Raw genomic sequence first — 25,133 nt, forward strand, 5'->3', positions numbered from 1 at the left:
GTTTTACTCAGGTTTAGGGAATAGCTTTTTATTTTCTGAACCATAAACGCGTTCCACTCTAGCAATCTCAATTTTATAACTAGCATACCATTTATCTCTGCCTAGTTTTTGAGCTTGCTGATGATCTAGGTTTGCTTTCCAGGCGAGAATTGCTTGTTCGCTTTCCCAGTAGCTTACGGTGACGCCCACAGCTTCTCGAGCACTTTCTAAGCCTAAAAAACCAGGTTGTTTTTTTGCTAGATCCTCCATCTTCAATGCCATTTCTTCGTAGCCTTCGTGATCTTTTGTGAGGATGCTAGTAAATATTACGGCATAATATGGTAGGGTCATTTTACTTAAAATTGGGTGTGATGTCTTGCTTCAAACTGTTCTGGAATTTCAGTATTGTCTTCGCCTAAGTTTTGTCTTAAATCTATTTCAATCCCTCGAGCAATTGTAGAAATAGGAACGTCATTTGGAGTCCCTTCAAAAGGGTTTTCACCCGTTCTCCCTATTCGTTCCATTGTATGAAAAATCCAAGCTACAATTACATAGAAAGGGATGGATAACCAAACAAATAAATCGCCCATTAAGGGTTTGCTCTCTGCGATATTAGTTCCTATTTCTGCAAATTGTGGGATCATTGCCAATGGCAAAATTAGAATAAAGATCCAGACAAAGAAATGGTTTAAGGTGGCATAATGTCTAGGGTAAGGAAAGTTTTTAATGCGTTCGCTCTTGCCTTGGAGTGTTAAAAGCTCTGCGAGTAATGCTTCCAATTCTAAAAATGAAAACTCCCAAATAATTCCTTTTTCTTTTAAAGCTCGTAGATGATGTGATTGTAAATATTGTAAAGCAGTTTGCTTGTTACTCTTACTCATTACATAGTTAAAGTCGCTTTCTGTGATGTATGACTTTATATCTTCTTCCAGGGTCGAATCCATTTCTGGAGGTCTAAAACCCCACTCTCTATTTGTTCTATGTTTTGCTGTTGTCTCCCATTCTTTGGGCATACGCATGGCGTGACGTAAAGCAGTCATCCATGCAATGTGACGATAGGTTAGTGTTTTAATTTCCTTTTGCAATTCTTTCTTCTCAATAGGATTAAGCGCATGCTCATTGGTCACCATATCTTGAAGGAGCATACCAAAAGTACGCGAGGTATTTACGATTCCTCCCCAAATTTTACGTGCCTCCCAGATTCTATCATACGACGCGTTATTTTGAAAACCGACCACAAAAGCTACGGCCGTACCAATAAGTGCTAAAGGGGTCCACGGTATTTTTAACCAGTATAAATCGAGAAAATAATACCCCGAAACATATGCCGTTATGATCAGCACAAATGATATGGTCTCATACCGAGTCCATATGACCATTTCACGTGTTGTATAGGTCTTTTTAGTATGCATAATTATTTAGTAAAGTGTTAGTACATGGTTTCAAAAATACATCAATTAGTAGAGAATCGCTTATAAATCAACCCAACAACCCAGTTGCCAAATGGAAAATACAAACCAAAAAATAGCGCCATCCCCAGCGTAAAATTGAGGACATCAAAGAGTTGCCCAATGCTATTATTAAGATAGGCATAACTCGTTTCAAAACCATATGCATTGCTCAAGAAACGGTCTTCCTTTTAGTAGGATAGAAATGGGGATCATATAGAAGCCATAACAGGTAAGTACTTTCCGCCAGTTATTAAATTTTGCTATCTCTGCCCAGCTACTAATAGCTTCCATCCCAAATCACCAACGGATAAATATAGCTAGATATATAAGGTAGAATGAAAGTGGTGCTTCTTTGAGTGGTTTTAAAAAATCTTTTAGCATAGTTTATTCTTTAGCATATATTCCAACAATCAATTCACCTTCCGCATTCATATGTGCACGATACATACCAGCAGTATTAAACTCCATGGTTACGTTTCCGTCTTTATCAATAGCGACAATGCCGCCATCACCACCTAAAGCAGGAACTTTTTCCTGAATCACCTCACGAGCTGCTTCTTCTAGACTTACTCCTTTATATTCCATCATTGCTGAAATGTCATGAGCCACCATCGCTCTAATAAAATACTCTCCCCATCCTGTAGAAGAAACGGCACAAGTCGCATTATTAGCGTAGGTGCCTGCGCCTATTATAGGAGCATCACCTATTCTATTCCATCTTTTGTTCGTCATTCCTCCGGTAGATGTTCCCGCGGCAAGGTTTCCGTTCTTGTCGAGTGCGGCACAACCTACAGTCCCAAACTTTGAATCCTTCATATAAGGGTCTTTCGCAAAAAAACTTGTAGTCCCATCACCGTCAGTTTGCTTTTCTCGCTCTTGTGTTCTCAATAAGGATTGCATTCTATTTTCTGTATAGAAATAAGATGGGTCTACAAGCTCAAACCCTTTGAGTGCTGCAAATTCTTCTGCACCGGTACCACTTAACATTACATGTTGAGACTGGGTCATCACAGTAAGCGCAAGATTAATTGGGTTTTTAATTCTAGTGACACTAGAAACAGCACCTGCGCTAAGGGTCTCTCCGTCCATCACAGAGGCATCCAGTTCATTTCTTTTTTCATGGGTAAAGACAGCACCCTTGCCCGCATTGAATAATGGAGAGTCTTCCATTATATTAATAGTCTTGGTAACGGCGTCCAATGCAGTGCCTCCATTTTTAAGAATTTCGTGCCCCACTCTTATGGCTTCTTCAAGCTTTTGCTGGTAGGCTAGCTCTAACGAATCTGTCATATTCTTCCTTAGAATAGTACCCGCCCCCCCGTGAATTACAATCCCAAAGTTGTTTTCGGCCTTTTCAGCGTGCATTTCATCGATATTTTCTTCACTTAGTGTAGGAATTGACGTTTTAGCGTTGCTTTTATCTCCATTTTTACAGTTAAAGAGTGTTAAAAACACGATTAAAAGCATTAAAACTTGAACATTTCTCATATATTTTGGTTTAGAGCTTAAAAGTACAACTTTCACCATAAACACTAGGCTTGTATAGGGAAAAGCACAGGTCATATTCTTGTAAAATCGCTTAAAAACACGATTAAATGTATTAATTATCTGTTAAAGTGTATTATATGTAAGATAATACCTTATATTTGAAACAGCATCAACCCTCAAATCTGATGTCCCTACTTATGAAGCTTTTAAAAACTACACTATTTACTCTTTTATTACTTTGCACTGTAGCTTCTTGCTCAAAAGACCCAATTGCAGAGCAAACAGCAGATTTTACCATTGATCTTACATTGGCAGAACAAAATGACGCACAATTTGCACTAGAAGTTTTAACCTTAATAAATGAGCACAGAACATCAATAGGTATTGATGTGATAAAGATAGGAAGTCAGTTTTCTTCTGCTTACGCCGTAGAACATACTAATTACATGATTGATATGAGTCAGATAAACCACGATCGTTTTGGGTTTCGCTCTGCCGCTCTACAGAGCACAGGGGCTCATCAAGTGGGTGAAAATGTGGCATACGGTTATAATACGGCAGAATCTGTTGTAAATGCTTGGCTTAACAGCCCATCGCACAGAAACAACATAGAAGGCAATTATACGCACTCTGGCTTTGGTATCAAAAGATGCGCTGAAAGTAACACTTATTATTTCACACAATTATTTTACAAAGTATAAAACAATACTACAAAACATACGAATACCTACTGATATCTTAAATCCCTAAAACCACTTCCCCCAAAGATGGTTTTAGGGTTTAGTTTTTTGTCTTAATTTTACTTCGGAAATGGGAATGATTCGGGATATGTTTACATTTTATTCTTCGCTATGTAGAGCACTTCTTTACTAATCGCTAGCCATTCTCGAATGTAGCATTCATATCCAGCCTATAATATTTCCGAAGTAATAAAGGCCTTTCAAATTCTTGCTTTTAAGGTTCGCTTGTTTTCCCTACCTTTATAATCCACTTAAAAACATACGTGATGGCGATACAAAAACCGTTCAACCTCAATGCTTGGGTAGAAGAAAATAGAGATACTTTAAAGCCACCTGTAGGCAACAGAAATTTATACAAAGATGCCGGTGATTATATAGTGATGATTGTTGGTGGCCCCAATGCTCGCAAGGACTATCATTATAATGAGACAGAAGAGTTATTCTTCCAGTTAGAAGGGCGCATACAGGTCCATATCCAGGAAGATGGGAAGAAAAGAACCATGGAGCTCGGTCCAGGAGACATGTATTTACATCCAGCAAAAGTGCCACATTCGCCAGTGCGAGGAGATAATTCTATAGGGCTTGTTGTAGAGCGTAAACGTCAAGACCTTGATGGAAAAGATGGTTTAATGTGGTTCTGTGATACCTGTAATGACAAACTACACGAAGTCTATTTCCCATTAAACGATGTGGAAAAAGATTTTCTACAACACTTCAAGGATTTCTATGGAAGCAAAGATTTAAGAACCTGTAATAATTGCGGTACTGTGATGGAAGTGGATGAGCGGTTTACAGCAGATTGAACTTAATCATTTATTACGATAATAGCATGGCTCGTTTCTTTTCAAGGAACGAGCCATTTTCTTTTATGTGATTTTACAATATCGTATCTTCGCGCCACGGTTTCAACCCGTTAACATTCACGAAGAAATTCTGGGTGTTTAAAGAAATAATAAATTAATATACCGTGTTTGAGAGGGAAGTGATTTCCGTCTTCACGCAAATGACAAAAATATAAATACTATGGCAACAGTAGCAAAAGACTTCGGGATGGACGAAGCGTTAAAACAATTAGGTCTTAAAGACGTAAATCACGGAACTTCAACAGGGAATACTTCGTATCCCGGTGGCGAAGAAATTTCGTCGTATTCTCCAGTAGATGGTGCTTTAATAGGTAAAGTTACTTCAACAACGAAGGACGAATACGAAAAGGTAATTGAAGCTTCTCAAAAAGCATTCTTATCTTTTAGAGCAATGCCTGCACCACAACGTGGAGAAATTGTACGTCAGTTTGGGAACAAATTACGTGAGTTAAAAGAACCGTTGGGAAAACTTGTTTCTTATGAAATGGGTAAATCGTTACAAGAAGGATACGGTGAAGTTCAAGAAATGATTGACATCTGTGACTTTGCAGTAGGATTATCAAGACAACTAAATGGACAAACAATCCCGTCTGAGCGTCCTATGCACGTAATGCGTGAGCAATGGCATTCTATTGGTATTGTAGGGATCATTTCTGCCTTTAACTTTCCAGTAGCTGTTTGGGCTTGGAATACAGCTTTGGCTTGGGTTTGTGGTGATGTGTGTGTATGGAAAGGAAGTGAGAAAGCACCTTTGTGTACCGTAGCTTGTCAAAATATAATTGCGATTGTTTTAAAAGAAAATAACCTTCCAGAAGGTATTTCTTCTATCATCAACGGTGATTATAAAGTAGGAGAGATGATGACAAAAGACACTAGAATTCCTTTAATTTCTGCTACCGGTTCTACAAGAATGGGACGTATAGTAGGAGCAACAGTTGCAGAGCGTTTTGGGACATCATTACTAGAATTGGGTGGAAACAATGCGATTATCATTACGCCAACAGCAGACCTTAAAGTGGTGGTGCCAGGAGCCGTATTTGGTGCCGTAGGTACTTGTGGACAACGTTGTACTTCTACAAGAAGATTAATCATTCACGAGAGTGTGTATGATAAAGTAAGAGATGCAATTGTAGGCGCATACAAGCAGATTGTTATTGGGAATCCATTGGATGAAAGCAATCACGTTGGGCCATTAATTGATAAAGAATCTGTAAATACGTATTTAGCAGCTATCGAGAAAGCAAAAGCGGAAGGTGGAAAAGTATTAGTAGAAGGTGGTGTTCTTGAAGGAGCAGGATACGAAAGCGGATGCTACGTAAAACCAGCCATCATTGAAGCTGAAAATAGTTTTGCTATTGTACAACATGAAACGTTTGCACCTATTTTATATCTTATGAAATATAGCGGCGATGTTGAAAACGCTATTGACAAACAAAACGGTGTTGCACAGGGATTATCAAGTGCAATTATGACAAACGAACTGAAAGAAGCTGAGAAGTTTTTATCATTTGCAGGGTCTGATTGTGGTATCGCTAACGTAAACATCGGTACTTCTGGTGCAGAGATAGGTGGTGCTTTTGGTGGAGAAAAAGAAACAGGTGGAGGACGCGAGTCTGGATCTGATGCTTGGAAAGTATATATGAGAAGACAAACAAATACAGTTAACTATTCTGATGAGCTGCCATTAGCGCAAGGAATCAAGTTTGATTTGTAGGAGATAAAATCTCAATTAATACCATTAAACCTCTCAGAATTATTAATTCTGAGAGGTTTTTTATTTGAGATGTAATTTTTTAATCGGGGTCACGTTTTAGTATCGTGAGACATCTTTTCTTTTTAATGCTATTACTAACTTTAACTGCCTGTCCTCAAAAGGATGATGATACCATAAACTGTACAGAAATATTTGTTTCTGGTCTTACGATACAAGTTAAAGACTTAAGTACAAACAACATCATTACTGAAGGAATCACAGTATTAATAGAAGATGGAGACTATAATGAGGAGTTGACTTTTGTTTCAGATACTTTTTTTGGAGCTGGTGAACGCCCAGGAAATTATACGATTACCGTGAGCGGAGAAGGCTATATGAGGGCAATAGTTGGACCCATAGAAGTGCTTTCAGATGAATGTCACGTGATCCCTCAAAGCTTAGAAATTGCCTTAACGCCTAATTAATTATAAGCTAAAAATATTTTGAAACTTCGTCTTATAAAAGGAGGAGTTTTTTGTGGGCTATTGTCAAGTAAGATTGATGTGCGCCTGACCCTAGTCTAAGTATTCCCTATAACATTCACTTATTTGTGTAGTTTGCATAGTCTTTCTTCTTTCAATAAGTGAAACGAATGATCTTGCTTCTTTCAACGGTAGTGGTCTATAATTCCCAAGATAAAATCCCTATTTTTGCAGTCTTAAATCACGATTCATATGCAAGACCCAAAACGCTATACCATCACCGCAGCCTTACCTTATACTAATGGCCCCGTTCACATAGGCCACTTGGCAGGTGTGTATGTGCCAGCAGATATTTATGCGCGTTTCCAGCGCCTGCAAGGGAAAGATGTGGCTTTTGTTTGTGGGAGTGATGAGCACGGAGTTCCTATCACGATTAAAGCGAAAAAAGAAGGGATTACGCCGCAAGAAGTAGTAGATAAATACCACGCAATTATCAAACAGTCGTTTAAGGATTTTGGGATTACATTTGATAACTATTCGCGTACCTCGGCAAAAATACACCACGATACAGCGAGTGATTTTTTCAAAAAATTATACAACGAAGGCAAATTTATAGAGCAAGTTACGGAGCAATTTTACGATGCAGACGCAAACCAGTTTCTAGCAGACCGTTTTGTGGTGGGTACCTGCCCAAAATGTGGTAATGAAGAAAGTTACGGCGATCAATGCGAAGCCTGTGGCACGACTCATAATGCCACAGACCTGATAAACCCAAAGAGTGCCATTACAGGTGCTACACCTAGTTTAAAAGAAACCAAACACTGGTTTTTACCGCTAGACCAATACGAGCCGTTTTTAAAAGAATGGATTTTAAAAGAGCACAAAAAGGACTGGAAAGCAAACGTATATGGTCAATGTAAATCTTGGATTGACGACGGGCTAAGACCTCGCGCAGTCACCCGTGATTTAGATTGGGGAATCCCGGTTCCTGTGGACGGAGCAGAAGGTAAAGTATTGTATGTTTGGTTTGATGCTCCTATTGGTTACATATCTGCAACAAAGGAATGGGCGGCCCGTGAAGGCAAGGATTGGGAGCCATACTGGAAAAGTGATGACACAAAAATGTTACACTTTATAGGGAAGGATAATATTGTGTTTCACTGTATCATTTTCCCGAGTATGCTCAAAGCAGACGGCAGTTATATATTGCCGGAAAACGTGCCAGCAAACGAGTTTTTAAACTTAGAAGGAAATAAAATATCGACGAGTAAAAACTGGGCGGTGTGGTTGCATGAGTATTTAGAAGATTTTCCTGGGCAGCAGGATGTGCTTAGATATACCTTGACGGCAAACGCACCAGAAACCAAAGACAATGACTTTACTTGGGCAGATTTTCAAGCAAAAAATAATAATGAGTTGGTAGCAATCTTCGGAAATTTTATAAACCGAGTTACCGTGCTTACCCATAAATATTATGAAGGCGTGGTACCTGCACCATCAGATTTTTCTGAAATTGACGAGAAGACTTTAACAGAATTAAAAGCATATCCAGCAGTCATAGAAAGCAGCCTAGAGCGCTACCGTTTTAGAGAAGCGCAACAAGAATTAATGAACGTTGCCAGATTAGGAAACAAATACCTAGCAGACGAAGAGCCTTGGAAAACGATTAAAGTAGACGAAGAAAGAACAAAAACAATCATGTATGTCGCCTTGCAGATAGCAAGTGCATTAGCGGTATTAAGCGAACCGTTTTTACCTTTTACTTCTACTAGATTAAAAGAGATGCTCCGTCACCCTGAGCTTGTCGAAGGGCAACCAACTTGGGCAGATGTCTCAACTAAAGAAGAGTTAATAACACCAGGCCACACAATCAACAAAAACGAATTACTCTTCAGTAAAATAGAAGACACTCAAGTACAAGGACAATTGGATAAACTAGCTGCCAGTAAACTCGCTAACGAGATTGCTAATAAAGTAGTAACACCACAAAAAGACACCTGTTCGTTTGACGATTTTACAAAACTAGACATGCGCGTAGGTACCATCATAGAAGCAGAAAAAATGCCAAAGGCGAAGAAGCTTTTAGTCTTAAAAGTAGATACTGGTATTGATGTGAGAACCATTGTCTCTGGTATTGCAGAGAGCTTTACGCCAGAAGAGATCATAGGAAAGCAAGTAACAGTTTTAGTAAACCTTGCCCCAAGAGCCTTAAGAGGAGTAGATAGTGAAGGGATGATTCTAATGACAGAAATGCCAGATGGGAAATTGGTGTTTGTGAATCCAGATGTTGCTGGTGTTGCAAATGGGGAGACTATTAATTAATTTGAAATAAAACAAAGACCTCACAGGGATTAGAAACGTGTAAGGTCTTTTGTATACCCTATGCTCAACCACATCCAAAAAATCACAAACCTCCCAGTATCAAGTATTAAAAACACACTTGCATTACTCGCAGAAGATTGCACCATCCCATTCATTGCTCGCTACAGAAAAGAACGCACCGGTAATCTTGATGAGGTACAGATTGAGCAAATTGTTACTTTAAAAGAAGCGTTTGAAACTTTAGAGAAAAGAAAAGCTACTATCTTAAAAGCGATGGAGGAGCAGGGAGAATTAACGACAGAACTTAGCGTTAAAATTTCCGAAGCAAAAGATATTACTACGCTAGAAGATATTTACTTACCCTTCAAGAAAAAAAGAAAAACCAAAGCAGAAACGGCTCGTAAAAATGGGTTAGAACCTTTAGCAAAAATCATCATGGCTCAAAAGGCACATGATGTTAACGGTCTCGCATTACGATATATTACTAAAGCCGTGACCAGCGTAGAGGAAGTGCTGGAAGGCGCGAGATACATTATTGCAGAGTGGGTTAATGAGCGTGTAGATATTAGAAACAATATTAGGCAAGAACTAGCGCGTCGCGCGATGATTAGCACCAAGGTGGTGAAGGCTAAAAACGATGACGAGAAGGCACAAAAATTTAGAGATTATTTTGCGTGGGAAGAGTCTTTATCACGTTGTCCTTCGCATCGATTGTTGGCTATTCTACGCGCAGAGAAAGAGGGTTTTATCAGAGTAAAGATTGAAATCGATAACGAGCGCACGCTACAGAAAATGGAGTACAAACTCATTCGTTCACAAGGCAAATGTGCAGCCCAAATAGAAAAAGCAATTGCAGATGCGTACAAACGACTCTTGTTTCCAGCCTTATCAAACGAGATTTTAAGTGCTGCAAAGAAGAAAGCTGATGAAACTGCCATTACTGTTTTTGCGAAAAATTTAAAACAGTTATTGTTAGGTTCGCCACTTGGAGAAAAACGAATCCTTGCCATTGACCCCGGGTTTAGATCAGGCTGTAAAGTGGTCTGTCTTGATGCTCAGGGCGGATTATTGCATAACGAAACCATCTTTCCGCATCCTCCTCAAAGTGATGCCGCAGGAGCGATTAAAAAGATAAGTAGCCTAACGGAGACTTATAAAATAGAAGCCATCGCGATAGGAAATGGAACCGCCTCTCGTGAAACCGAGGCTGTTATTAAAAAGGCAGACTTCAAAAACAATGTTGAGATCTTTATAGTGAGTGAAGCGGGAGCGAGTATATACTCTGCAAGTAAGATTGCTCGTGATGAGTTTCCGGAGTATGATGTGACTGTTCGGGGAGCGATTTCTATAGGCCGTAGGTTGGCAGACCCGCTGGCAGAGTTAGTCAAGATAGACGCCAAGTCCATAGGTGTTGGGCAGTATCAACATGACGTGGATCAATCACAATTAAAGAATTCGTTAGATCGCGTGGTGGAGAATTGCGTGAATGCGGTGGGTGTTAATATCAATACGGCGAGTGTTCCTTTGTTGAGTTACGTTTCGGGAATAGGAGCGAAGCTTGCAGAAAATATAGTGGATTATCGCGAATCTAATGGAGCGTTCACATCTAGAAATGACATTAAAAAAGTACCGCGTTTAGGCGCAAAAGCTTTTGAACAAGGCGCGGGGTTTTTACGCATTCGGGATGGTAAAAATCCGCTAGATGATTCTTCTGTACATCCAGAACGATATGCGCTTGTGAAGCAAATGGCAAAGGATCAAGGTGTCGCACTTTCTTCTTTCCTCGGAAATACCACAGCCTTAAAAAATGTGCAGTTAAAAAACTATTGTGCTGGCGAATTAGGGATGCCTACACTTGAAGATATACTAAAGGAGCTTGAAAAACCGGGCCTTGATATTAGAGAAAAAGCCAAAGCCTTTACCTTTGACCAAAGCATTAAAACTATTGACGATTTAAGAGCTGGGCAATTACTGCCAGGTATCATAAATAACATCACCGCCTTTGGGTGTTTTGTAGATGTTGGGATTAAAGAGAGCGGCTTGGTTCATGTTTCAAACCTATCAGACAGTTTTGTAAAAGATGTAAATGAGCATGTAAGTTTACAGCAGCAGATCATTGTAAAAGTGCTTGAAGTAGATGTAGCTCGTAAACGAATACAATTAAAATTACACAAGTAAGAATGCTCAAAATAGCCCACCATCCTATCTACACATATAGCTTGCCAGACGGACATCGTTTTCCGATGGCAAAGTATGAGTTGCTTCCCAAGTATTTATTAGATAACAAGATTTGCACCATAGAGAACTTTTTTGAACCCCAGAAAGTTTCTGAGGCAAGCATCCTAAAAGTACATACAGAAGACTATTATCGCAGGCTCTTAAGTCTTGATATTGATGAAAAGGAAATCCGAAAAATGGGTTTCCCATTGCGAACAGAATTAGTAGAAAGAGGCCATTACATAATAGGAGGCACCATTAAAGGGAGCGAATATGCCATAAAGAATGGTGTGGCTTTAAACATTGCAGGAGGTACACATCACGCGTATGCAGATCACGGGGAGGCGTTCTGTTTGTTAAATGATCAAGCTGTGGCAGCTAAATATTTATTAGATAATCACGAGATTCATAAGATTCTAATTGTAGATCTTGATGTGCACCAAGGAAACGGGACGGCTAAAATTTTTGAAAATGAGAATCGTGTCTACACGTTCTCTATGCACGGAGCAAAAAATTATCCCTTTAAAAAAGAAAAGAGTGACCTTGATATTGGGTTGGATGATGGCACAACAGATGATGCGTATCTAGAGATTCTATACAGCACCTTGCCAAAACTCATAAAAAAGGTACAACCTGACTTTATCTTTTATTTAAGCGGAGTGGACATTTTAGCAACAGATAAATTAGGGCGACTGGGCGGTACTATTAACGGTTGTAAGGAGCGAGATCGTTTTGTACTACAGACGTGCAAAGACCACAAAATTCCAGTACAGATAAGTATGGGCGGCGGTTACTCTCCAGATATTGATCTTATTATTGAGGCACATGCTAATACATATCGTGTGGCTCAAAAACTGTTTTTTTAGATTTCTTTTATAAAAGCCTTGAGAGATTCTCCTTTAGGGATCGCCATCTTTTTACGCAGATTGTAGCGATAATTATCCACACTAGCAGAGCTAATCCCTAATTGCAGCGCGATCTGCTTAGAGGTCTGACCCAAACGAAGCATCGTTGCTATTTTCTTTTCTTTCTCATTTAGGTTTGTGTAGAGTTGGTCAATTTTTGCTCTAAAAGAATCTGTAGTTTCACTCACCTGCTGGTATAACTGGATCTTCTCGCGGTTCTGATCCATATCACTATTGATAAAATGAATGGTGTCCTGCACGACTTCTTTATGCGAGTCGTTCGTTACCTTGATGCCTTTTAAGCGCACTTTAATTTTATCAAGGAGATCATTTTTTTCTGAAATGTGAATGGCAAAATCTGTAATCTGTTTGTTCTTAAAGGCCACCACATCATCTAGCGCTTTCTGCTTGACATTTAACACCTCCTGTTTTGCAAGTAAGTTTTCTCGCTTAACTTTACTTAGACTGCGCTGTCTAAAGAAGGAAAAAATGAAAAACGCCGCAAGTAAACCTATAAATCCAATGATAAAAAAGTTACGTTCATTAAGTCTCTTTTGTTCTCCTTTAGAAAAATTAATTTGTGCCTCTTGGCTTTCTAATTTTGAGTTGAGCTCGTTGTAATTGAATTCAGATTTTAGTACACTAAATTTATTTTCTGCCAGCGCATCTTCCAGACTATCCTTGAGCTTACTATATCTTTTATAGTACATTAGTGAAGCCGCCGTATTGTTGTTCTTCTCATGCAACTCATAGAGATCTTTAGTGATGTACTTTTCTGTTTCTACATAATCGTTGATTGCTTCAGAATTCAATAAAGTTGTAAATTCTTGAATAGCTGCCTTGTTATTGTTTTGTGCTTTATAAATTTTTGCTTGTTGGCGACCTATATTTATGGGGTGTAATAGATTTGTAGATTCTAAAGAAGCAATTTTAGCACTGTCTAGGTATTTAGTTGCTAGTTGTATTTCATCCTTTTCTGTGTACACTTCGCTAATGAAAAGATAATCGTCAACGAGCGCATATGGTACCTCTAGGCTTTTGTTATTTTTAAGAAGAGGTATATATAAAGCGATAGCTTCGGCATATTTTTTTTCTTTGAGATAGATGTCTGAAAGATATTTATCAAGTGTTTGCACCCCTTCTTGATAATCTACACGGCGATACATAGTTTTAGAACTATCTACATAAAGTCTGGCGCGATCATAATCTTCTTCTTCAAAATAATAGGAGGCTAAAAACTCATAAGCTTCTCCTATTTCCCAAAAAGCTTCTATTGGTTTTGATAAGTTTAGTGACTTATTGATACAAACTAAGGCCGTCTTTTTGTTGTCAGTTTCTAAATATAAGGATGCTAGATCTGCGTAGTTCTCTGCAAGAAATGTTTTAGTTTCTGGATCTTGATTGTCTTTTAGTAAGTATTTATTTGCTTCTAGATACTTTTCTAATGCCAGATCATTTAGTTCTTGATAATAATTTGCCCTAGCTTGTATTTGATAACTATACGCAATGCTAGCAAAATGTTTCTGATTATTTCTGTTTGCATAGGAGAATGCACTGTCGGTATATTTTATGGCGGCAGGATCATCTTCATTATAAATTTGTAATAAAGCCATCCTATTATAGAGGCGCATTGCATTAAAACTATCCTGCTCTTTTTTACTTATAAGTAATCCTTTATTAAAGTAAAACGCAGCAGAATCATTAGGCTCTCCCATATAATACTGCCCTAACATTCTAAGATTATTTATTTTTTCTCCTGCGGGTAATTGCTGACTGCTTATGAGGTTTAGGAGTTCTTTTTTTGTAGGGTAACTAGAAGCTGGTTCTTGAGCATAGGCGCTAATAACACCACCAATACAAGTAAGAATTAAAAATAGATATTTAGTAAACATGAGGATATTTTTAAAAAGCTAAAGATAAAAATCTAAACGATAAATCTCATATTATACTTCATATTTTTCTCACATTAGTAGTGAATGCAGCTATTAGGTCTTATTTTTACCTTAGTGTTTATAAGACGAGGTTTTTGTCCCAAATTAATTTAAGGTTAATAATTTAGAATAATTACAATAACCGTTTTGTAAAATTGCTATGAGGAAGAGATAACCGTCCAATGAAAATTGGGCGGTTTCTTTTTATTATTACTTTTTAATGGGGAGATATAGTCCGAGTTTTATCTTACTGTAAGACATGTTTTCTTCAAAATGCTCGAAGTACATTCTTAAGCCATCTGGATTTTCTAGCACTTTTTTGGCAGCTTTTACTTTTTTTATTTCTTCTGAAGTTATAAATTGATGCAAATCAATAGCTGCTCCATCTCGATGCATTTTAACCAAATGACTAAAAATAGTACTCTCTGCTACGCCTCTTTCTGCTGAAATATCTGCAACAGTTTTTCCGTCTTTAAATAGCTGATACGTTTTTTCGTGCGTTGTAATTTTTGAATCTGTAGTATCTAAATGTTTCGCAATTACCTTTAAGAATGCTTCCGCATATGTATCTAGTTTTGCCTGTCCAACCCCGCTGATTTCAGAAAATTGCTCGATTGTTCTTGGTTTTTTATTTTCCATATCCTGAAGACTAGCATCACTAAATATAACGTATGCAGGCACGCCCATAGTCGCAGCAAGTTTAGATCGAAGTGTGCGTAGTTTTTCAAACAAGTCTTTGCGAGTGCTCTTACTTCTGGTTGTTTTTGGTTTCTGTTCTTCTGTACTGTCTTTTACTAGGTTTGCCAGTCGTATAGTTTTCCCCTCAAAAAGTATTTGTTTAGCCTGCGGAGTAAGAACCAATCGCCCTTTTTCGTGAAACCAAATTTGTAATATCCCTTGATTTAGTAACTGAATAATATACTGTTGCAAGTCTTTCCAAGAAATGTCTTTTGCAGCGCCGTACGTTTTAATCGCCTGATATCCTTTTTCTAGAACCGCCTGGTTTTGTGCACCTCTCAGTACATCAATCACAGTTCCTATCGCTTCTCCTTCTTGCATTCTTGCAACAGCAGAACATACCTTTTGGGCAATTAAAGTACCATCAAAATATTTTGGAGGATTTTTACAAATGTCACAGTTGCCACAATCTTCGGCTAGGTTCTCGCCAAAGTAACTTAATAAGGCCTTTCGTCTGCAGTTGAGTGATTCTGAGAATTGTTGCATCCGTTCTAACTTAGCCAATTGAAACTCCTCAGTGGGTGTTCCTTCTGTAAATTTCCGAAGCATTAAAACATCTGCGTAGCTGTAAAACATGAGCGCCTGTGCTTTCAATCCATCACGACCACCACGTCCTATTTCTTGGTAATAGCCCTCTATATTTTTTGGCATATTATAATGGATCACCCAGCGTACATTGCTTTTGTCAATACCCATCCCAAAGGCAATGGTCGCCACAATAATGGGAGTGCGATCATTGATAAAATCTTCTTGAAACTGTGTGCGATCCTCTACAGATAATCCGGCGTGATATGCTTGTGCATCATAGCCCTTAGCTCTTAGTTTCGTTGCGATACTTTCTGTACTCTTGCGGCTCAAGCAATAAATGATTCCGCTTTGTAAACCACGCGAGCTTAAAAATTTATAGATATGATTGATCCTGTTTTGTCCAGGACGGACATCCATATAAATATTGGGGCGATCAAAAGAAGAGACGAATCGTTTTGCTTCTTTAACTTCTAATTGTTCCAGGATGTCATCCTGTGTCGCGCGATCTGCGGTAGCTGTCAGTGCGATTATGGGAGTGCCTGGAAACTCTTGTTTCAGCCTGTTCAATTGCGTGTAAGCCGGTCTAAAATCGTGACCCCAAGAAGATATACAGTGCGCTTCATCTACAGCGATGAGGTTGATCTTAATTTTTGAAAGATAGTTAGTAAGCATCCACAGACTTTCTGGAGCAACATAAATCAATTTTAATTGTCCCGTTACAAGCTCTTCTAAAATTTTTGCTTGTATCTCCTGTGGTTGTGTGCTATTATAAAATGCCGCCGAAATACCATTAGCGTTTAAGGCATCTACTTGATCCTTCATTAAGGCGATCAAAGGAGATATCACAATAGCCGTTCCCTCCAAAGCTAATGCCGGTAATTGAAAACACAATGACTTCCCGCCACCTGTTGGCATAATCGCCAGTGCGTCTTGACCTTCTAGCACGGTTGTAATAATTTCCTCTTGATTAGGACGAAACGTGTCGTAACCAAAGTGGGTTTTTAAAAGAGATTTTATGGAAGTGGATGGTTCTTTTTGCATTGTTGTAAAGGTAAAAGTTTTCGGTCCTTCGATATAATTTTATTAGAGTTTGATGTTCAACTTTCAAAAATTGTTCGAGCACTTTAGGTAGTTAATGGTATTAATTTATACTGATTGATTTTTTCGCTTGTACACGGAGGGTGCCAGTTTGACCATTGCAGGGCCTTCTTATTTTGCTCAAATATTGTACTTGTTTACACATTTATATACAAGTTCAATACGAGAAAACGTTTCAAATTATATGAAAGCTACTCGGAATATTTTTGAATTATAGCTCGCGCTAGGTATGCTTTGATTTAGTAAAACCGAACTAACAAATCAATTATGCTAGCTGTGTATTAGGCATTAACACTGCGTTTTAATATCCACAAGAATCCCTGAGGTATACTGTTTTTTAGAAATTAAAAGGGGTTCAACATACACTATGACGAACCCCTTTGTAAAGTGAATTAAATAACTAGCTCCAATCTCTGAGTGGAGTCTAGAACCGAATTATGATTTAGCAAACATCAATAACTCCGTGCAAAAAACTTCTGTCACATAATGTTTCTTGCCGTCCTTATCATCCCAAGAACGATTGGTAAGCTTTCCTTCTATAGCAATCTCTTGTCCTTTTTTTATGTAGTTTTCTACCACATTTACAAGGCCGCCTCGTACCACTACATTGTGCCAGTAAGCACGTTCTACTTTTTGCCCGTTTTTGTCTTTGTAGCTATCATCTGTAGCCATCGAGAAGTTTGCAATTTTATTGCCATCTTCAAAAGTTTTGATTTCAGGCTCTTGACCTAATCTTCCAATCAACTGTACTTTGTTTCTAAGTGCGTTCATAATTTTAATTTTTGTCATTCCGTGCTTGATACGGAATCGTTTAACAGTTAAGTTATGTTTTGTCTTTGGGCTCCTCCCGCAGATCATAAAGTCTAGTGAAACAATTTTTAGTTTTTGTTATTTCGTTTCGACATTGCAAACATATAACCGCATCCTAATCGCAGTCGGTATCTAACTATTTACTATCGTTTGCAAGTGTTTGTAAGCGGATGAAATTGGTTATATGTCTTAAAAACAATAGTTTATGGGTTTATTAAACAACGTTTATTTATAAGGTTATTATCCAAGTACTATAGAATACAGTTAAAATATTTCAATAAAACCTAAAAATTCAAAATTCTTTGAGTGATTTTCGAAGTCCGAGCGTCCCGAAACTTCGGGAGAAAACCTCAGAAAATTGCAGCGAAGGAAACGAATACTACTCCACCTTCTACGAATACTAAAACACACAAAATCTTACTCCATAACGAGCCTATATTTGATCAAACGTAATCGATAAAGCATATTTCTGAAGTAAAGAAATGGCAAGATTATTTAAAAAAATAAAGTCTCATCCTATTAAAACCTCCTTATGAAAAAGCTGCCATTTATTCTCTTATTATTCGTTTCCGTGATCACTTTTGGTCAGGCAAATCAGACTCAGAAAAAAGAGTCTCCTTACTTAGAAGTGCTATCTAAAAACGCGCTCATTCCTTTAAAGGCATCGAAGACAGAAGTGCATATAACAGGAGCCGTCGCTCACGTAAAAATGACACAGGTATATCATAACGAAGGCACGACTCCTATAGAAGCAAAATATGTGTTCCCATTATCTACACAAGCAGCAGTGCACGATATGAAAATGCAAGTAGGGGACCGCGTGACGAATGCAAAAATCTTTGAAAAAAATAAAGCGGAAAAAGTATATCAAGAAGCAGTAAAAGAAGGTAAGCGTGCTGCAAAGCTTGACCAAGCACGCCCCAATGTGTTTCAGATAAAAGTGGGTAATGTAATGCCTGGTGATGAAATAAGCATCGAGGTGTATTACACAGAAATGCTATCTCCTGTCGATGGTCAATACCAGTTTGTAGCACCTAGTGTAGTGGGCCCAAGATTTACCGGAGAGAACACCTCTGGCGAAACGACCTTTAATAATCCTACTACTAAAAAGGGAGTAGCAGATACTTTTACATATGACATGCAAGTAGAAATTCAAGCCGGAATGATGATTCAGAATATGGAGAGCACCTCACATAAAGTAAATATTCTATACCCTTCTAGAGACAGTGCTTCTATCTTTTTATCGAAAAGCAATGTGAATCCTGCCAACAGAGATTTCATTTTAAACTACAGTTTAAGAGGAGAGACCATCGCTTCTGGATTGTTATTGTATGAGCATAACGATGAGAAATTTTTCGCTTATATGATGGAGCCGCCAGCCGCGGTCAAAGCAAAAGATGTAACGGCAAGAGAGTACCTATTTATAGTGGATGTTTCTGGATCGATGAATGGCTACCCCTTAGAAGTAAGTAAAGATTTAATGCGCAATCTACTTTGCAACCTAAACACAGAAGACACTTTTAATGTACAATTATTTGCATCAAGTTCTACGGTATTTAATCCAACGCCGGTGCAAGCAACAGATGCAAATGTTACAAATGCAATTGCGTTTTTAACTAGAGGCCAAGGCGGCGGCGGTACTCAATTATTAAGCGCGCTTAATGTGGCATATGGATTACCACGTTCGCAGGCAGGAAGTTCGCGATCTATGGTGGTCATTACAGACGGGTATGTGTCTGTGGAGCGAGCCGCATTTATAAAAATTGAGGAGAACTTGGATCAAGCAAATGTGTTCACTTTTGGGATAGGGAGTAGTGTAAATAGGTACTTGATAGAAGGTATGGCAAAGGTGAGCAAGAGTGAATCTTTTATCGCCACCACGCGTGAAGAAGCGGCAAAAGTAGCAGAAGATTTTAAGAAGTATATAGACAGCCCAGTGATGACACAAGTGAAATTTGCGACCAGGGGCTTTGAGGTGTACGACATACAACCATCATCCGTTCCAGACATTTTTGCTGCACGTCCTATTGTTATCTTCGGAAAGTATAAAGGCGAGGCAAATGGTGAGATTATAATGACCGGGTATCAAGGTAGAAAAAAAATTAAGCAACGTTTTAAAGTTTCCGAAGGGACATTAACAGCAGACAATAAAGCGCTACGGTATTTATGGGCTCGTAAAAAAATAGAAAAGCTTGATGATTATAGTACTCGGTTTAGAGAGGACACAAAGGACGAAGTCACTGCCTTAGGATTACATTACAACCTCGCCACACAATACACCTCTTTTGTCGCGGTAGATGAGCGCGTAGTAAATAAAGACGGAACGATAAAAACCGTAAAACAGCCATTACCAATGCCGCAAAATGTAAATAATAGCGCAGTAGGTGCAGAGGCTTTGGTAAGTGAAAAATCAGTTTTTAAAAAGACCTATACGATAGGTTTTGATTCTAATGAGCTCCCTAAATCTGAAGCAAGAAAATTGAAAATGTGGTTTAAAAGCCAATACGGTATGCTTGCAGAAAAACACACGAACGAGCACTTTGAAATCAGATTAAAGTTTGGTGAAAATGGTCAAATTATTTCCGCAGAGATCTTTAATGGAACCGATTGGGTTATTGATAAAGAAATAAGCAATGCCTTTACCAGCTTAAAAATTGAACCAATAAAAACGAATAAGCAGTTTACCATCTTAGTGCGAGACAATCGAGCAGAATGTAGCTGCTCATAACATGTATGACTTGTGTTTTGGTTTGTTACTTCAACCCCAAATAGTGTAAAAACTGTTTGGGGTTGTTGTTGTTGTTGTTGTTGTTTTAAAAGTGTCACCCTGAGTTTGTCGAAGGGCAACTGGCTAACAAATTATAGTAAAGGCTATAGTTGTACTTCGACAAGCTCAGCATGACATTTATGAATCATTAGCAGTCAGATTGAACCAGTCTAATGTTTAGAAACAAACGTTTACTAGTTCATCCATAACGAATACTAAAACACCTAAAATCGCAGAAGCATCTCCTCATATCTTTGGTATAACAAAACAACAAACGTTATTTAAAACCAAAGTATTATGAAAAAGTTAGCCCTAATGATCACCATAGTCTTAGCCGGATTCGCACAGATGACTGCGCAACAATTTGACAGCACGGATGCATATTTTGTGTCGCTTAAAAGCACCTTACAGCAAGATGGAGAAGAAGTACAATCTGCTTCGCTTTCTACAGATGTAGATTCGCCAGAGGAAGTAACCTCGTTTCCTGTTGCAGATGCAGCCTTAATTCACGATATACAAATCACCAAACTTAAAAACCCAGGGTTGTCCGGCGTAAAAAGCGTCCTCAAAGTAGCTGTGCAGTATGTAGAATACTGCTCGTACGTGGTCTCTAATTATATTTTAGAAACCGAAAAAGGCGGATACATCGCGCTCCCTATTTTAACTAATGAAGACTGTGGAGACTCAAATAAAGAAATCGTGTACCTGTTCCCAAACCAAGTTTTTGGACAAGCAAATCAAATCATAACTTCTGAAATCACGGTGCTAGAAAAAAGCATTTTAGATGCGGAGCAGCACGACACCTTTATCTGGAATGACGATAGTTATGGTACGAGTGGTATGTTGTATGAAGAACTATAAATAAGATAGTAAACAGTTTGAGTAGTCTGTATTCAACCCAAAAAAATAAACTCATGAAAATCACCATCACATTAATCATTGCCTCCTTCGTGCTTTTAATCGCTTGCGAAAAAGCAGCACTATACGAAGATCTTATTGAAGAAATGGTAATTGGTTTTTCTTCCTTAAACGAGGAGGAAGGTTTTAGATTTCAAGATTATGAATGTGGAGCTGCTCCAGATTTGGCTGTGTTGAGTCCAATTGTTTTTATTGCAGGATTTGAGGAAGATGATAACACCTACTATGCAAATGCAACACGACATTTTAAAGAACAAGGGTATCTTGTGATAGAAGGGTTATCTTCTTTAGATCAAATACTAAACCACCTAGACCTAAAACAAAGAGGAAATTTTTATAGTGAAATTCATGTTGTAAGCCATAGCAATCCTTGGAGAGGGATGTCACTCAAAACCGAAAAAGATGGCGAACGACTCACAACAAAATCTTTACAAAACTACATTGCTAAAAAGCAACTACCTATCCAATATGGAATCACAAACGAAACAAAAATCATATTTCACTCTTGTGGCCTAGGAGAAAACACAGCCCTACTCTCTCAATTGAAACTTGTGTTTAGTGAACACGCAAATCCTAGTATTATCGCTTCGCCTTATTTCAACATTTTTGGCGGCAAGTATGCCTCTCATTATTTAGCAAAACCGTACTACGTTTTTTACCCAACGGCACAATCAAAAGGACCTTTGGCATTATCACAAGAGATGGCTGCCAATAATCAAAGCAAAACCATCAATTGGCAAGAAGCTTTAACCGCCAGAGAAGAACCTGCCTTAGGCGAAGTCTATTCTTATCGTTTTAATATTCCGGTACATTGGGAGGTTGAATTCTCCAATGCTTCGGAAATACCAAACCTTGAAACCCCGGACGCTATTATGGATTTTGTTGCAGAAGATCAAGCCTTGGCAAAAGTTCTTTTTGAAATGAAAATTCCTCTAGAAAAATATCGATGGACAGCGAGAGTTAAAGACAATGTGCTTAAGATTTCAGGAAAAACAACGGCGCTCTGTGTGCTAGAACCTTTAATGAATCTAGAAGATGTGGGGAATTACGCGACTCTCAATATTTTGGATAAAAAATTATATACAAATTTATAAAGCAATTGTATAAAAATAACTCCCAGCACATATCGTTATATTTGTCCTAATGAAGATTAACAACCTCTTATTTTTACTCCTTCTTTTTTGTTTCGGGAATCTTCTGGCACAGAACAACCAGTTACGTAATTACACGCTGGAAGACGGTTTGCCGCAATCTCAAGTGTATGATATTATACAAGACACTGCAGGGTATTTATGGCTGGCTACACAAGGGGGAGGATTAGCACGATTTGACGGTAATGAGTTTGTTATATTTAGAGAAAAAGATGGACTGGCTTCAAATTATATTCAGGATCTTGAACTATTTGGAGAAGGTTTACTGATTGCTACAAAAAAAGGGCTTTCTATAAAAAATGGGGATAGTATTTATTCCTTTAAAGGACGTCAAGCAAACACTGTTTTTGTCAATGAAGGAGTGCCATATGTAGGCACCATTTCCGGAATTCAGCGCATTTCCGAGGCAGGGATTTTAGAGAATCATACCATACACCCCACGCTTGATAGCGCCATAATAAACGATATCGCTTTTGACGGAACTCGTTTCTGGGTAGCCTCTAGCAAAGGTTTGTTTAGAATAGACTCACTTTCAAACCCGATTAGCGTTGAGAATTATGACACCTCAAATTTTATGGCGCTCCAGCAATGGAACGACACCTTATTTGCAGCAACGTTCACACAGGGCATAGTCGTTATTTACACGGCAGAGGAACATCTAGAAGAGGTGATTAGAAATTCACCCACGCGTATTAATAACCTGAATATTGTGAATAATCAGTTGTGGGTAAGTACCGATACAAATGGTATTTCTGTCCTTGATGCGGAGACTTTTCAGCCCATACGGAGTATTAGCAAGCGAGAGGGGCTGGTCGTAAACCACATTCGCAAAAGCTTTTTAGATCGTGATGGTGGTATCTGGATCGCAACGAGCGGGGCAGGATTATACACGTATTTTCAAAATGACTTTACGCATTTTGACAAAGACACTGGGCTCCAAGGAAATCGTGTATATGCAGTGCAAGCAGCAAACAAGGATCTGTATATTTCTACGAGCGAATCTGGAATTTCTAAGTTAGATTCCCTCGGGATTCACCAAATAAGGACCCCAGAAAATTTCAGCAATGTAAAAATTAAAACCATTGCTCATGATGACTTCGGAAATGTGCTAGCGGGTTCTGACGGGAAAGGAGTATGGCAGTATCGTAAAACCGTCAAGGATAGTCTTATTTTTACGGGCGACACGATGGTTACAATGCGAATAGATACGCTGCAAATTCCAAAAATTGAGCATACCATTTACAGTGAAGAAAGCGGTTTTCCTTCAGATTGGATTCGGCAACTAGTACCCATTAGAAACACATTGTGGGTTGCCACTTATAGCGCCGGAATTGTAAAAATGAGCTATGATATCACACAGAATAAATATTTAAAAACGGACCATTTTGCCATTGAAACTGGCATAGAAGATTTATTAATTAGAGACAGCAAACTGGATGAAGAAGGGCGACTTTGGTACAGTACTCAAAATGGTCATCTTGGGTTTATAAAGAATGATCAAGTCACACACTTAGGCGATGTGCTAGAAGCAGGTGTCGCAATTAATAGTATTGAGTTTTATAAAGGCAACCTTTTTCTTGGTACAGCCGGCAACGGAATCTGGAAAGCTTCTTTAAGTGACTATCCACAATTTTCTAAGCTAAGCGGGGCCAAAGAACTCACATCACAAAACTGTTATCAGTTATTGTTTGACACAAAAGGGAATCTCTGGGCAGGATCTGAAAGAGGGGTAGATAAAATAGAACTAGGGAATGATCGGGAGCTTATAGATGTTTTTCACTTTGGGCGTAACGATGGGTTTTTAGGAATAGAAACATGCTTAAACGCAAGTGCTATTGATGAAGATGGCAGCCTGTGGTTTGGCGCATTATATGGTCTTACTAAATATGAAACTTCTGCGGTGGTGAAAAAGAAGGAGCAAAAACCAGCAATAACTTTTGAGGATGTTTCGGTGGATTTCATCTCTGTATTTAATTCAAATAGAGCGACTTGGATCACAGATAGTATTTTAGAATTACAGCCGTCGCAGGATCAAATATCATTTGCGTATCGCACCGTAGATTTAATGCATCCAAAAGACGTACACTATCGATATCAATTAGATAATAAGGAGTGGAGCCCTTGGACAAAGACAGCGTCACAGAATTTGGTAGGATTGAACTTTGGGAAGCACATGTTTAAAGTGCAATCCAGAAATTATCGATGGGTAGAAAGTGAGGCAATCTCATTCCCGTTTGTTATAAAGACACCTTTGTATCGTCAGTTGTGGTTTCAAATATTTTCATTAGCGCTGGCAATAAGTATTATTGGACTGCTCGTGTATGGCTATATTAGACGCCTAAAAAACCGAAACAGAAAGACGCAAGAGGAATTGAAACTTCAAAATCATTTACTGTCGCTAGAACAAAAAGCATTGCGATTACAAATGAATCCGCATTTTATTTTTAATGTGCTTAATGGTATCAAGGCCATGGGGTCTTCAAACCCGCAAAAGATGGAAACGACCATCAATACTTTTGCAATGATGTTGCGGGAGATTTTGAATAACTCCAGAAAAGATGTTATAAGTCTCGACCAAGAAATTAAGACACTCCATAAGTATTTAGAGGTAGAACAATTAATGGCAAGAACGCCATTTTTATATGAGATAAAGGTGCTATCCGAGGTAGCTGCAGAAGAAATTTTGATTCCACCTATGTTGGTACAACCTTTTGTTGAGAACGCTATTAAGCACGGTATTTCGGCTCCGCTTAATGACCAGGAAGGAGAAGGTGGCGGCTCATCAAGAAAAGGGACTTTAAAGGTTTATTTCACGTCAGACGAAAAGAATTTGTATTGCACTGTTACAGATAATGGTCCTGGAATTTTTGAGTCACAGAAAAATAAGACGGCGACCAGCCATCAGTCTGTTGCCCTAAAGGTGACGAAAGAACGAATAGAATCTTTAGGTGGAAAGGGAGCGTTAGAATTAAAACAATTAGAAGAAAACGGAGTGATTTTAGGGACTGAGGTTACATTTAAGATTCCGTTAGAGACGGATTTTTAATTTATT

17 protein-coding genes are annotated in these 25,133 nt (G+C 38.5%); 11 read left to right on the plus strand and 6 right to left on the minus strand.

All coding sequences use genetic code 11. From position 1 onward, the window contains the following. Nucleotides 1-3: 3 nt before the first annotated feature. The 3 genes from ABXT71_RS04480 to ABXT71_RS04490 form a co-directional block, all read right to left on the minus strand. Complete coding sequence (locus ABXT71_RS04480; RefSeq protein WP_415372650.1) at nucleotides 4-330, minus strand: antibiotic biosynthesis monooxygenase family protein; 327 nt, start codon at nucleotides 328-330, stop codon at nucleotides 4-6. A gap of 5 nt (nucleotides 331-335) precedes the next feature. Further along, nucleotides 336-1,391, minus strand: coding sequence for a bestrophin family protein (locus ABXT71_RS04485; RefSeq protein WP_415372651.1), 1,056 nt, complete (start codon nucleotides 1,389-1,391; stop codon nucleotides 336-338). 423 nt (nucleotides 1,392-1,814) lie between these two features. Beyond that, nucleotides 1,815-2,918 carry an isoaspartyl peptidase/L-asparaginase family protein gene (locus ABXT71_RS04490; protein ID WP_415372652.1) on the minus strand — a complete coding sequence of 368 codons (1,104 nt, stop codon included), beginning with the start codon at nucleotides 2,916-2,918 and terminating at the stop codon, nucleotides 1,815-1,817. 197 nt (nucleotides 2,919-3,115) lie between these two features. Here ABXT71_RS04490 and ABXT71_RS04495 point away from each other — a divergent pair, with 197 nt between their 5' ends. The 7 genes from ABXT71_RS04495 to ABXT71_RS04525 all read left to right on the plus strand — a co-directional run bounded on the left by ABXT71_RS04495 (nucleotide 3,116) and on the right by ABXT71_RS04525 (nucleotide 12,101). Then, entirely contained in the window at nucleotides 3,116-3,619 is a 504-nt protein-coding gene (locus ABXT71_RS04495; protein ID WP_415372653.1) for a CAP domain-containing protein, read from the plus strand. A 305-nt stretch (nucleotides 3,620-3,924) separates the two neighbouring features. Next, a complete protein-coding gene (locus ABXT71_RS04500; protein ID WP_415372654.1) occupies nucleotides 3,925-4,461 on the plus strand; it encodes a 3-hydroxyanthranilate 3,4-dioxygenase in 537 nt (178 codons plus the stop codon). Nucleotides 4,462-4,681: 220 nt separating this feature from the next. Further along, the gene (locus ABXT71_RS04505; protein WP_415372655.1) at nucleotides 4,682-6,235 is read left to right on the plus strand and encodes an aldehyde dehydrogenase family protein; all 1,554 of its coding nucleotides are present in this window, start codon (nucleotides 4,682-4,684) and stop codon (nucleotides 6,233-6,235) included. Between the two features lie 125 nt (nucleotides 6,236-6,360). Beyond that, a complete protein-coding gene (locus ABXT71_RS04510) occupies nucleotides 6,361-6,699 on the plus strand; it encodes a hypothetical protein (RefSeq protein ID WP_415372656.1) in 339 nt (112 codons plus the stop codon). 249 nt (nucleotides 6,700-6,948) lie between these two features. Further along, nucleotides 6,949-9,018 carry a methionine--tRNA ligase gene (gene metG / locus ABXT71_RS04515; protein WP_415372657.1) on the plus strand — a complete coding sequence of 690 codons (2,070 nt, stop codon included), beginning with the start codon at nucleotides 6,949-6,951 and terminating at the stop codon, nucleotides 9,016-9,018. A gap of 60 nt (nucleotides 9,019-9,078) precedes the next feature. Next, nucleotides 9,079-11,196: a Tex family protein gene (locus ABXT71_RS04520; RefSeq protein WP_415372658.1), complete on the plus strand. Its 2,118-nt coding sequence runs from the start codon at nucleotides 9,079-9,081 to the stop codon at nucleotides 11,194-11,196. A 2-nt stretch (nucleotides 11,197-11,198) separates the two neighbouring features. Continuing rightward, the gene (locus ABXT71_RS04525) at nucleotides 11,199-12,101 is read left to right on the plus strand and encodes a histone deacetylase (RefSeq protein ID WP_415372659.1); all 903 of its coding nucleotides are present in this window, start codon (nucleotides 11,199-11,201) and stop codon (nucleotides 12,099-12,101) included. On the opposite strand, the gene ABXT71_RS04530 is transcribed toward ABXT71_RS04525, so the two are convergent. The 3 genes from ABXT71_RS04530 to ABXT71_RS04540 form a co-directional block, all read right to left on the minus strand. Further along, on the minus strand, nucleotides 12,098-14,032 hold the full coding sequence (locus ABXT71_RS04530) for a tetratricopeptide repeat protein (RefSeq protein ID WP_415372660.1): 1,935 nt from the start codon (nucleotides 14,030-14,032) through the stop codon (nucleotides 12,098-12,100). The genes ABXT71_RS04525 and ABXT71_RS04530 overlap by 4 nt on opposite strands. A gap of 249 nt (nucleotides 14,033-14,281) precedes the next feature. After that, complete coding sequence (recQ, locus tag ABXT71_RS04535; RefSeq protein ID WP_415372661.1) at nucleotides 14,282-16,378, minus strand: DNA helicase RecQ; 2,097 nt, start codon at nucleotides 16,376-16,378, stop codon at nucleotides 14,282-14,284. A gap of 492 nt (nucleotides 16,379-16,870) precedes the next feature. After that, nucleotides 16,871-17,206 carry a single-stranded DNA-binding protein gene (locus ABXT71_RS04540; RefSeq protein ID WP_415372662.1) on the minus strand — a complete coding sequence of 112 codons (336 nt, stop codon included), beginning with the start codon at nucleotides 17,204-17,206 and terminating at the stop codon, nucleotides 16,871-16,873. Nucleotides 17,207-17,777: 571 nt separating this feature from the next. Here ABXT71_RS04540 and ABXT71_RS04545 point away from each other — a divergent pair. From ABXT71_RS04545 to ABXT71_RS04560, 4 genes are all read left to right on the plus strand, one after another. Beyond that, nucleotides 17,778-19,973 carry a VIT and vWA domain-containing protein gene (locus tag ABXT71_RS04545; protein ID WP_415372663.1) on the plus strand — a complete coding sequence of 732 codons (2,196 nt, stop codon included), beginning with the start codon at nucleotides 17,778-17,780 and terminating at the stop codon, nucleotides 19,971-19,973. Nucleotides 19,974-20,309: 336 nt separating this feature from the next. Further along, nucleotides 20,310-20,873, plus strand: a complete 564-nt coding sequence (locus tag ABXT71_RS04550) for a hypothetical protein (protein ID WP_415372664.1) — start codon at nucleotides 20,310-20,312, stop codon at nucleotides 20,871-20,873. A 53-nt stretch (nucleotides 20,874-20,926) separates the two neighbouring features. Next, nucleotides 20,927-22,024, plus strand: a complete 1,098-nt coding sequence (locus ABXT71_RS04555) for a hypothetical protein (RefSeq protein WP_415372665.1) — start codon at nucleotides 20,927-20,929, stop codon at nucleotides 22,022-22,024. A 49-nt stretch (nucleotides 22,025-22,073) separates the two neighbouring features. Beyond that, entirely contained in the window at nucleotides 22,074-25,127 is a 3,054-nt protein-coding gene (locus ABXT71_RS04560; protein WP_415372666.1) for a ligand-binding sensor domain-containing protein, read from the plus strand. The last annotated feature ends 6 nt before the right edge of the window (nucleotides 25,128-25,133 follow it).

This window comes from Patiriisocius sp. Uisw_047, from assembly GCF_047730165.1.
Taxonomy (GTDB): domain Bacteria; phylum Bacteroidota; class Bacteroidia; order Flavobacteriales; family Flavobacteriaceae; genus Patiriisocius.

Bases quoted from the DNA above. Each gene is read 5' to 3' on its own strand.
- ABXT71_RS04480 (WP_415372650.1), bottom strand. From the start codon at position 330: ATGACCCTACCATATTATGCCGTAATATTTACTAGCATCCTCACAAAA.
- ABXT71_RS04485 (WP_415372651.1), bottom strand. From the start codon at position 1,391: ATGCATACTAAAAAGACCTATACAACACGTGAAATGGTCATATGGACT.
- ABXT71_RS04490 (WP_415372652.1), bottom strand. From the start codon at position 2,918: ATGAGAAATGTTCAAGTTTTAATGCTTTTAATCGTGTTTTTAACACTC.
- ABXT71_RS04495 (WP_415372653.1), top strand. From the start codon at position 3,116: ATGAAGCTTTTAAAAACTACACTATTTACTCTTTTATTACTTTGCACT.
- ABXT71_RS04500 (WP_415372654.1), top strand. From the start codon at position 3,925: ATGGCGATACAAAAACCGTTCAACCTCAATGCTTGGGTAGAAGAAAAT.
- ABXT71_RS04505 (WP_415372655.1), top strand. From the start codon at position 4,682: ATGGCAACAGTAGCAAAAGACTTCGGGATGGACGAAGCGTTAAAACAA.
- ABXT71_RS04510 (WP_415372656.1), top strand. From the start codon at position 6,361: ATGCTATTACTAACTTTAACTGCCTGTCCTCAAAAGGATGATGATACC.
- metG (WP_415372657.1), top strand. From the start codon at position 6,949: ATGCAAGACCCAAAACGCTATACCATCACCGCAGCCTTACCTTATACT.
- ABXT71_RS04520 (WP_415372658.1), top strand. From the start codon at position 9,079: ATGCTCAACCACATCCAAAAAATCACAAACCTCCCAGTATCAAGTATT.
- ABXT71_RS04525 (WP_415372659.1), top strand. From the start codon at position 11,199: ATGCTCAAAATAGCCCACCATCCTATCTACACATATAGCTTGCCAGAC.
- ABXT71_RS04530 (WP_415372660.1), bottom strand. From the start codon at position 14,032: ATGTTTACTAAATATCTATTTTTAATTCTTACTTGTATTGGTGGTGTT.
- recQ (WP_415372661.1), bottom strand. From the start codon at position 16,378: ATGCAAAAAGAACCATCCACTTCCATAAAATCTCTTTTAAAAACCCAC.
- ABXT71_RS04540 (WP_415372662.1), bottom strand. From the start codon at position 17,206: ATGAACGCACTTAGAAACAAAGTACAGTTGATTGGAAGATTAGGTCAA.
- ABXT71_RS04545 (WP_415372663.1), top strand. From the start codon at position 17,778: ATGAAAAAGCTGCCATTTATTCTCTTATTATTCGTTTCCGTGATCACT.
- ABXT71_RS04550 (WP_415372664.1), top strand. From the start codon at position 20,310: ATGAAAAAGTTAGCCCTAATGATCACCATAGTCTTAGCCGGATTCGCA.
- ABXT71_RS04555 (WP_415372665.1), top strand. From the start codon at position 20,927: ATGAAAATCACCATCACATTAATCATTGCCTCCTTCGTGCTTTTAATC.
- ABXT71_RS04560 (WP_415372666.1), top strand. From the start codon at position 22,074: ATGAAGATTAACAACCTCTTATTTTTACTCCTTCTTTTTTGTTTCGGG.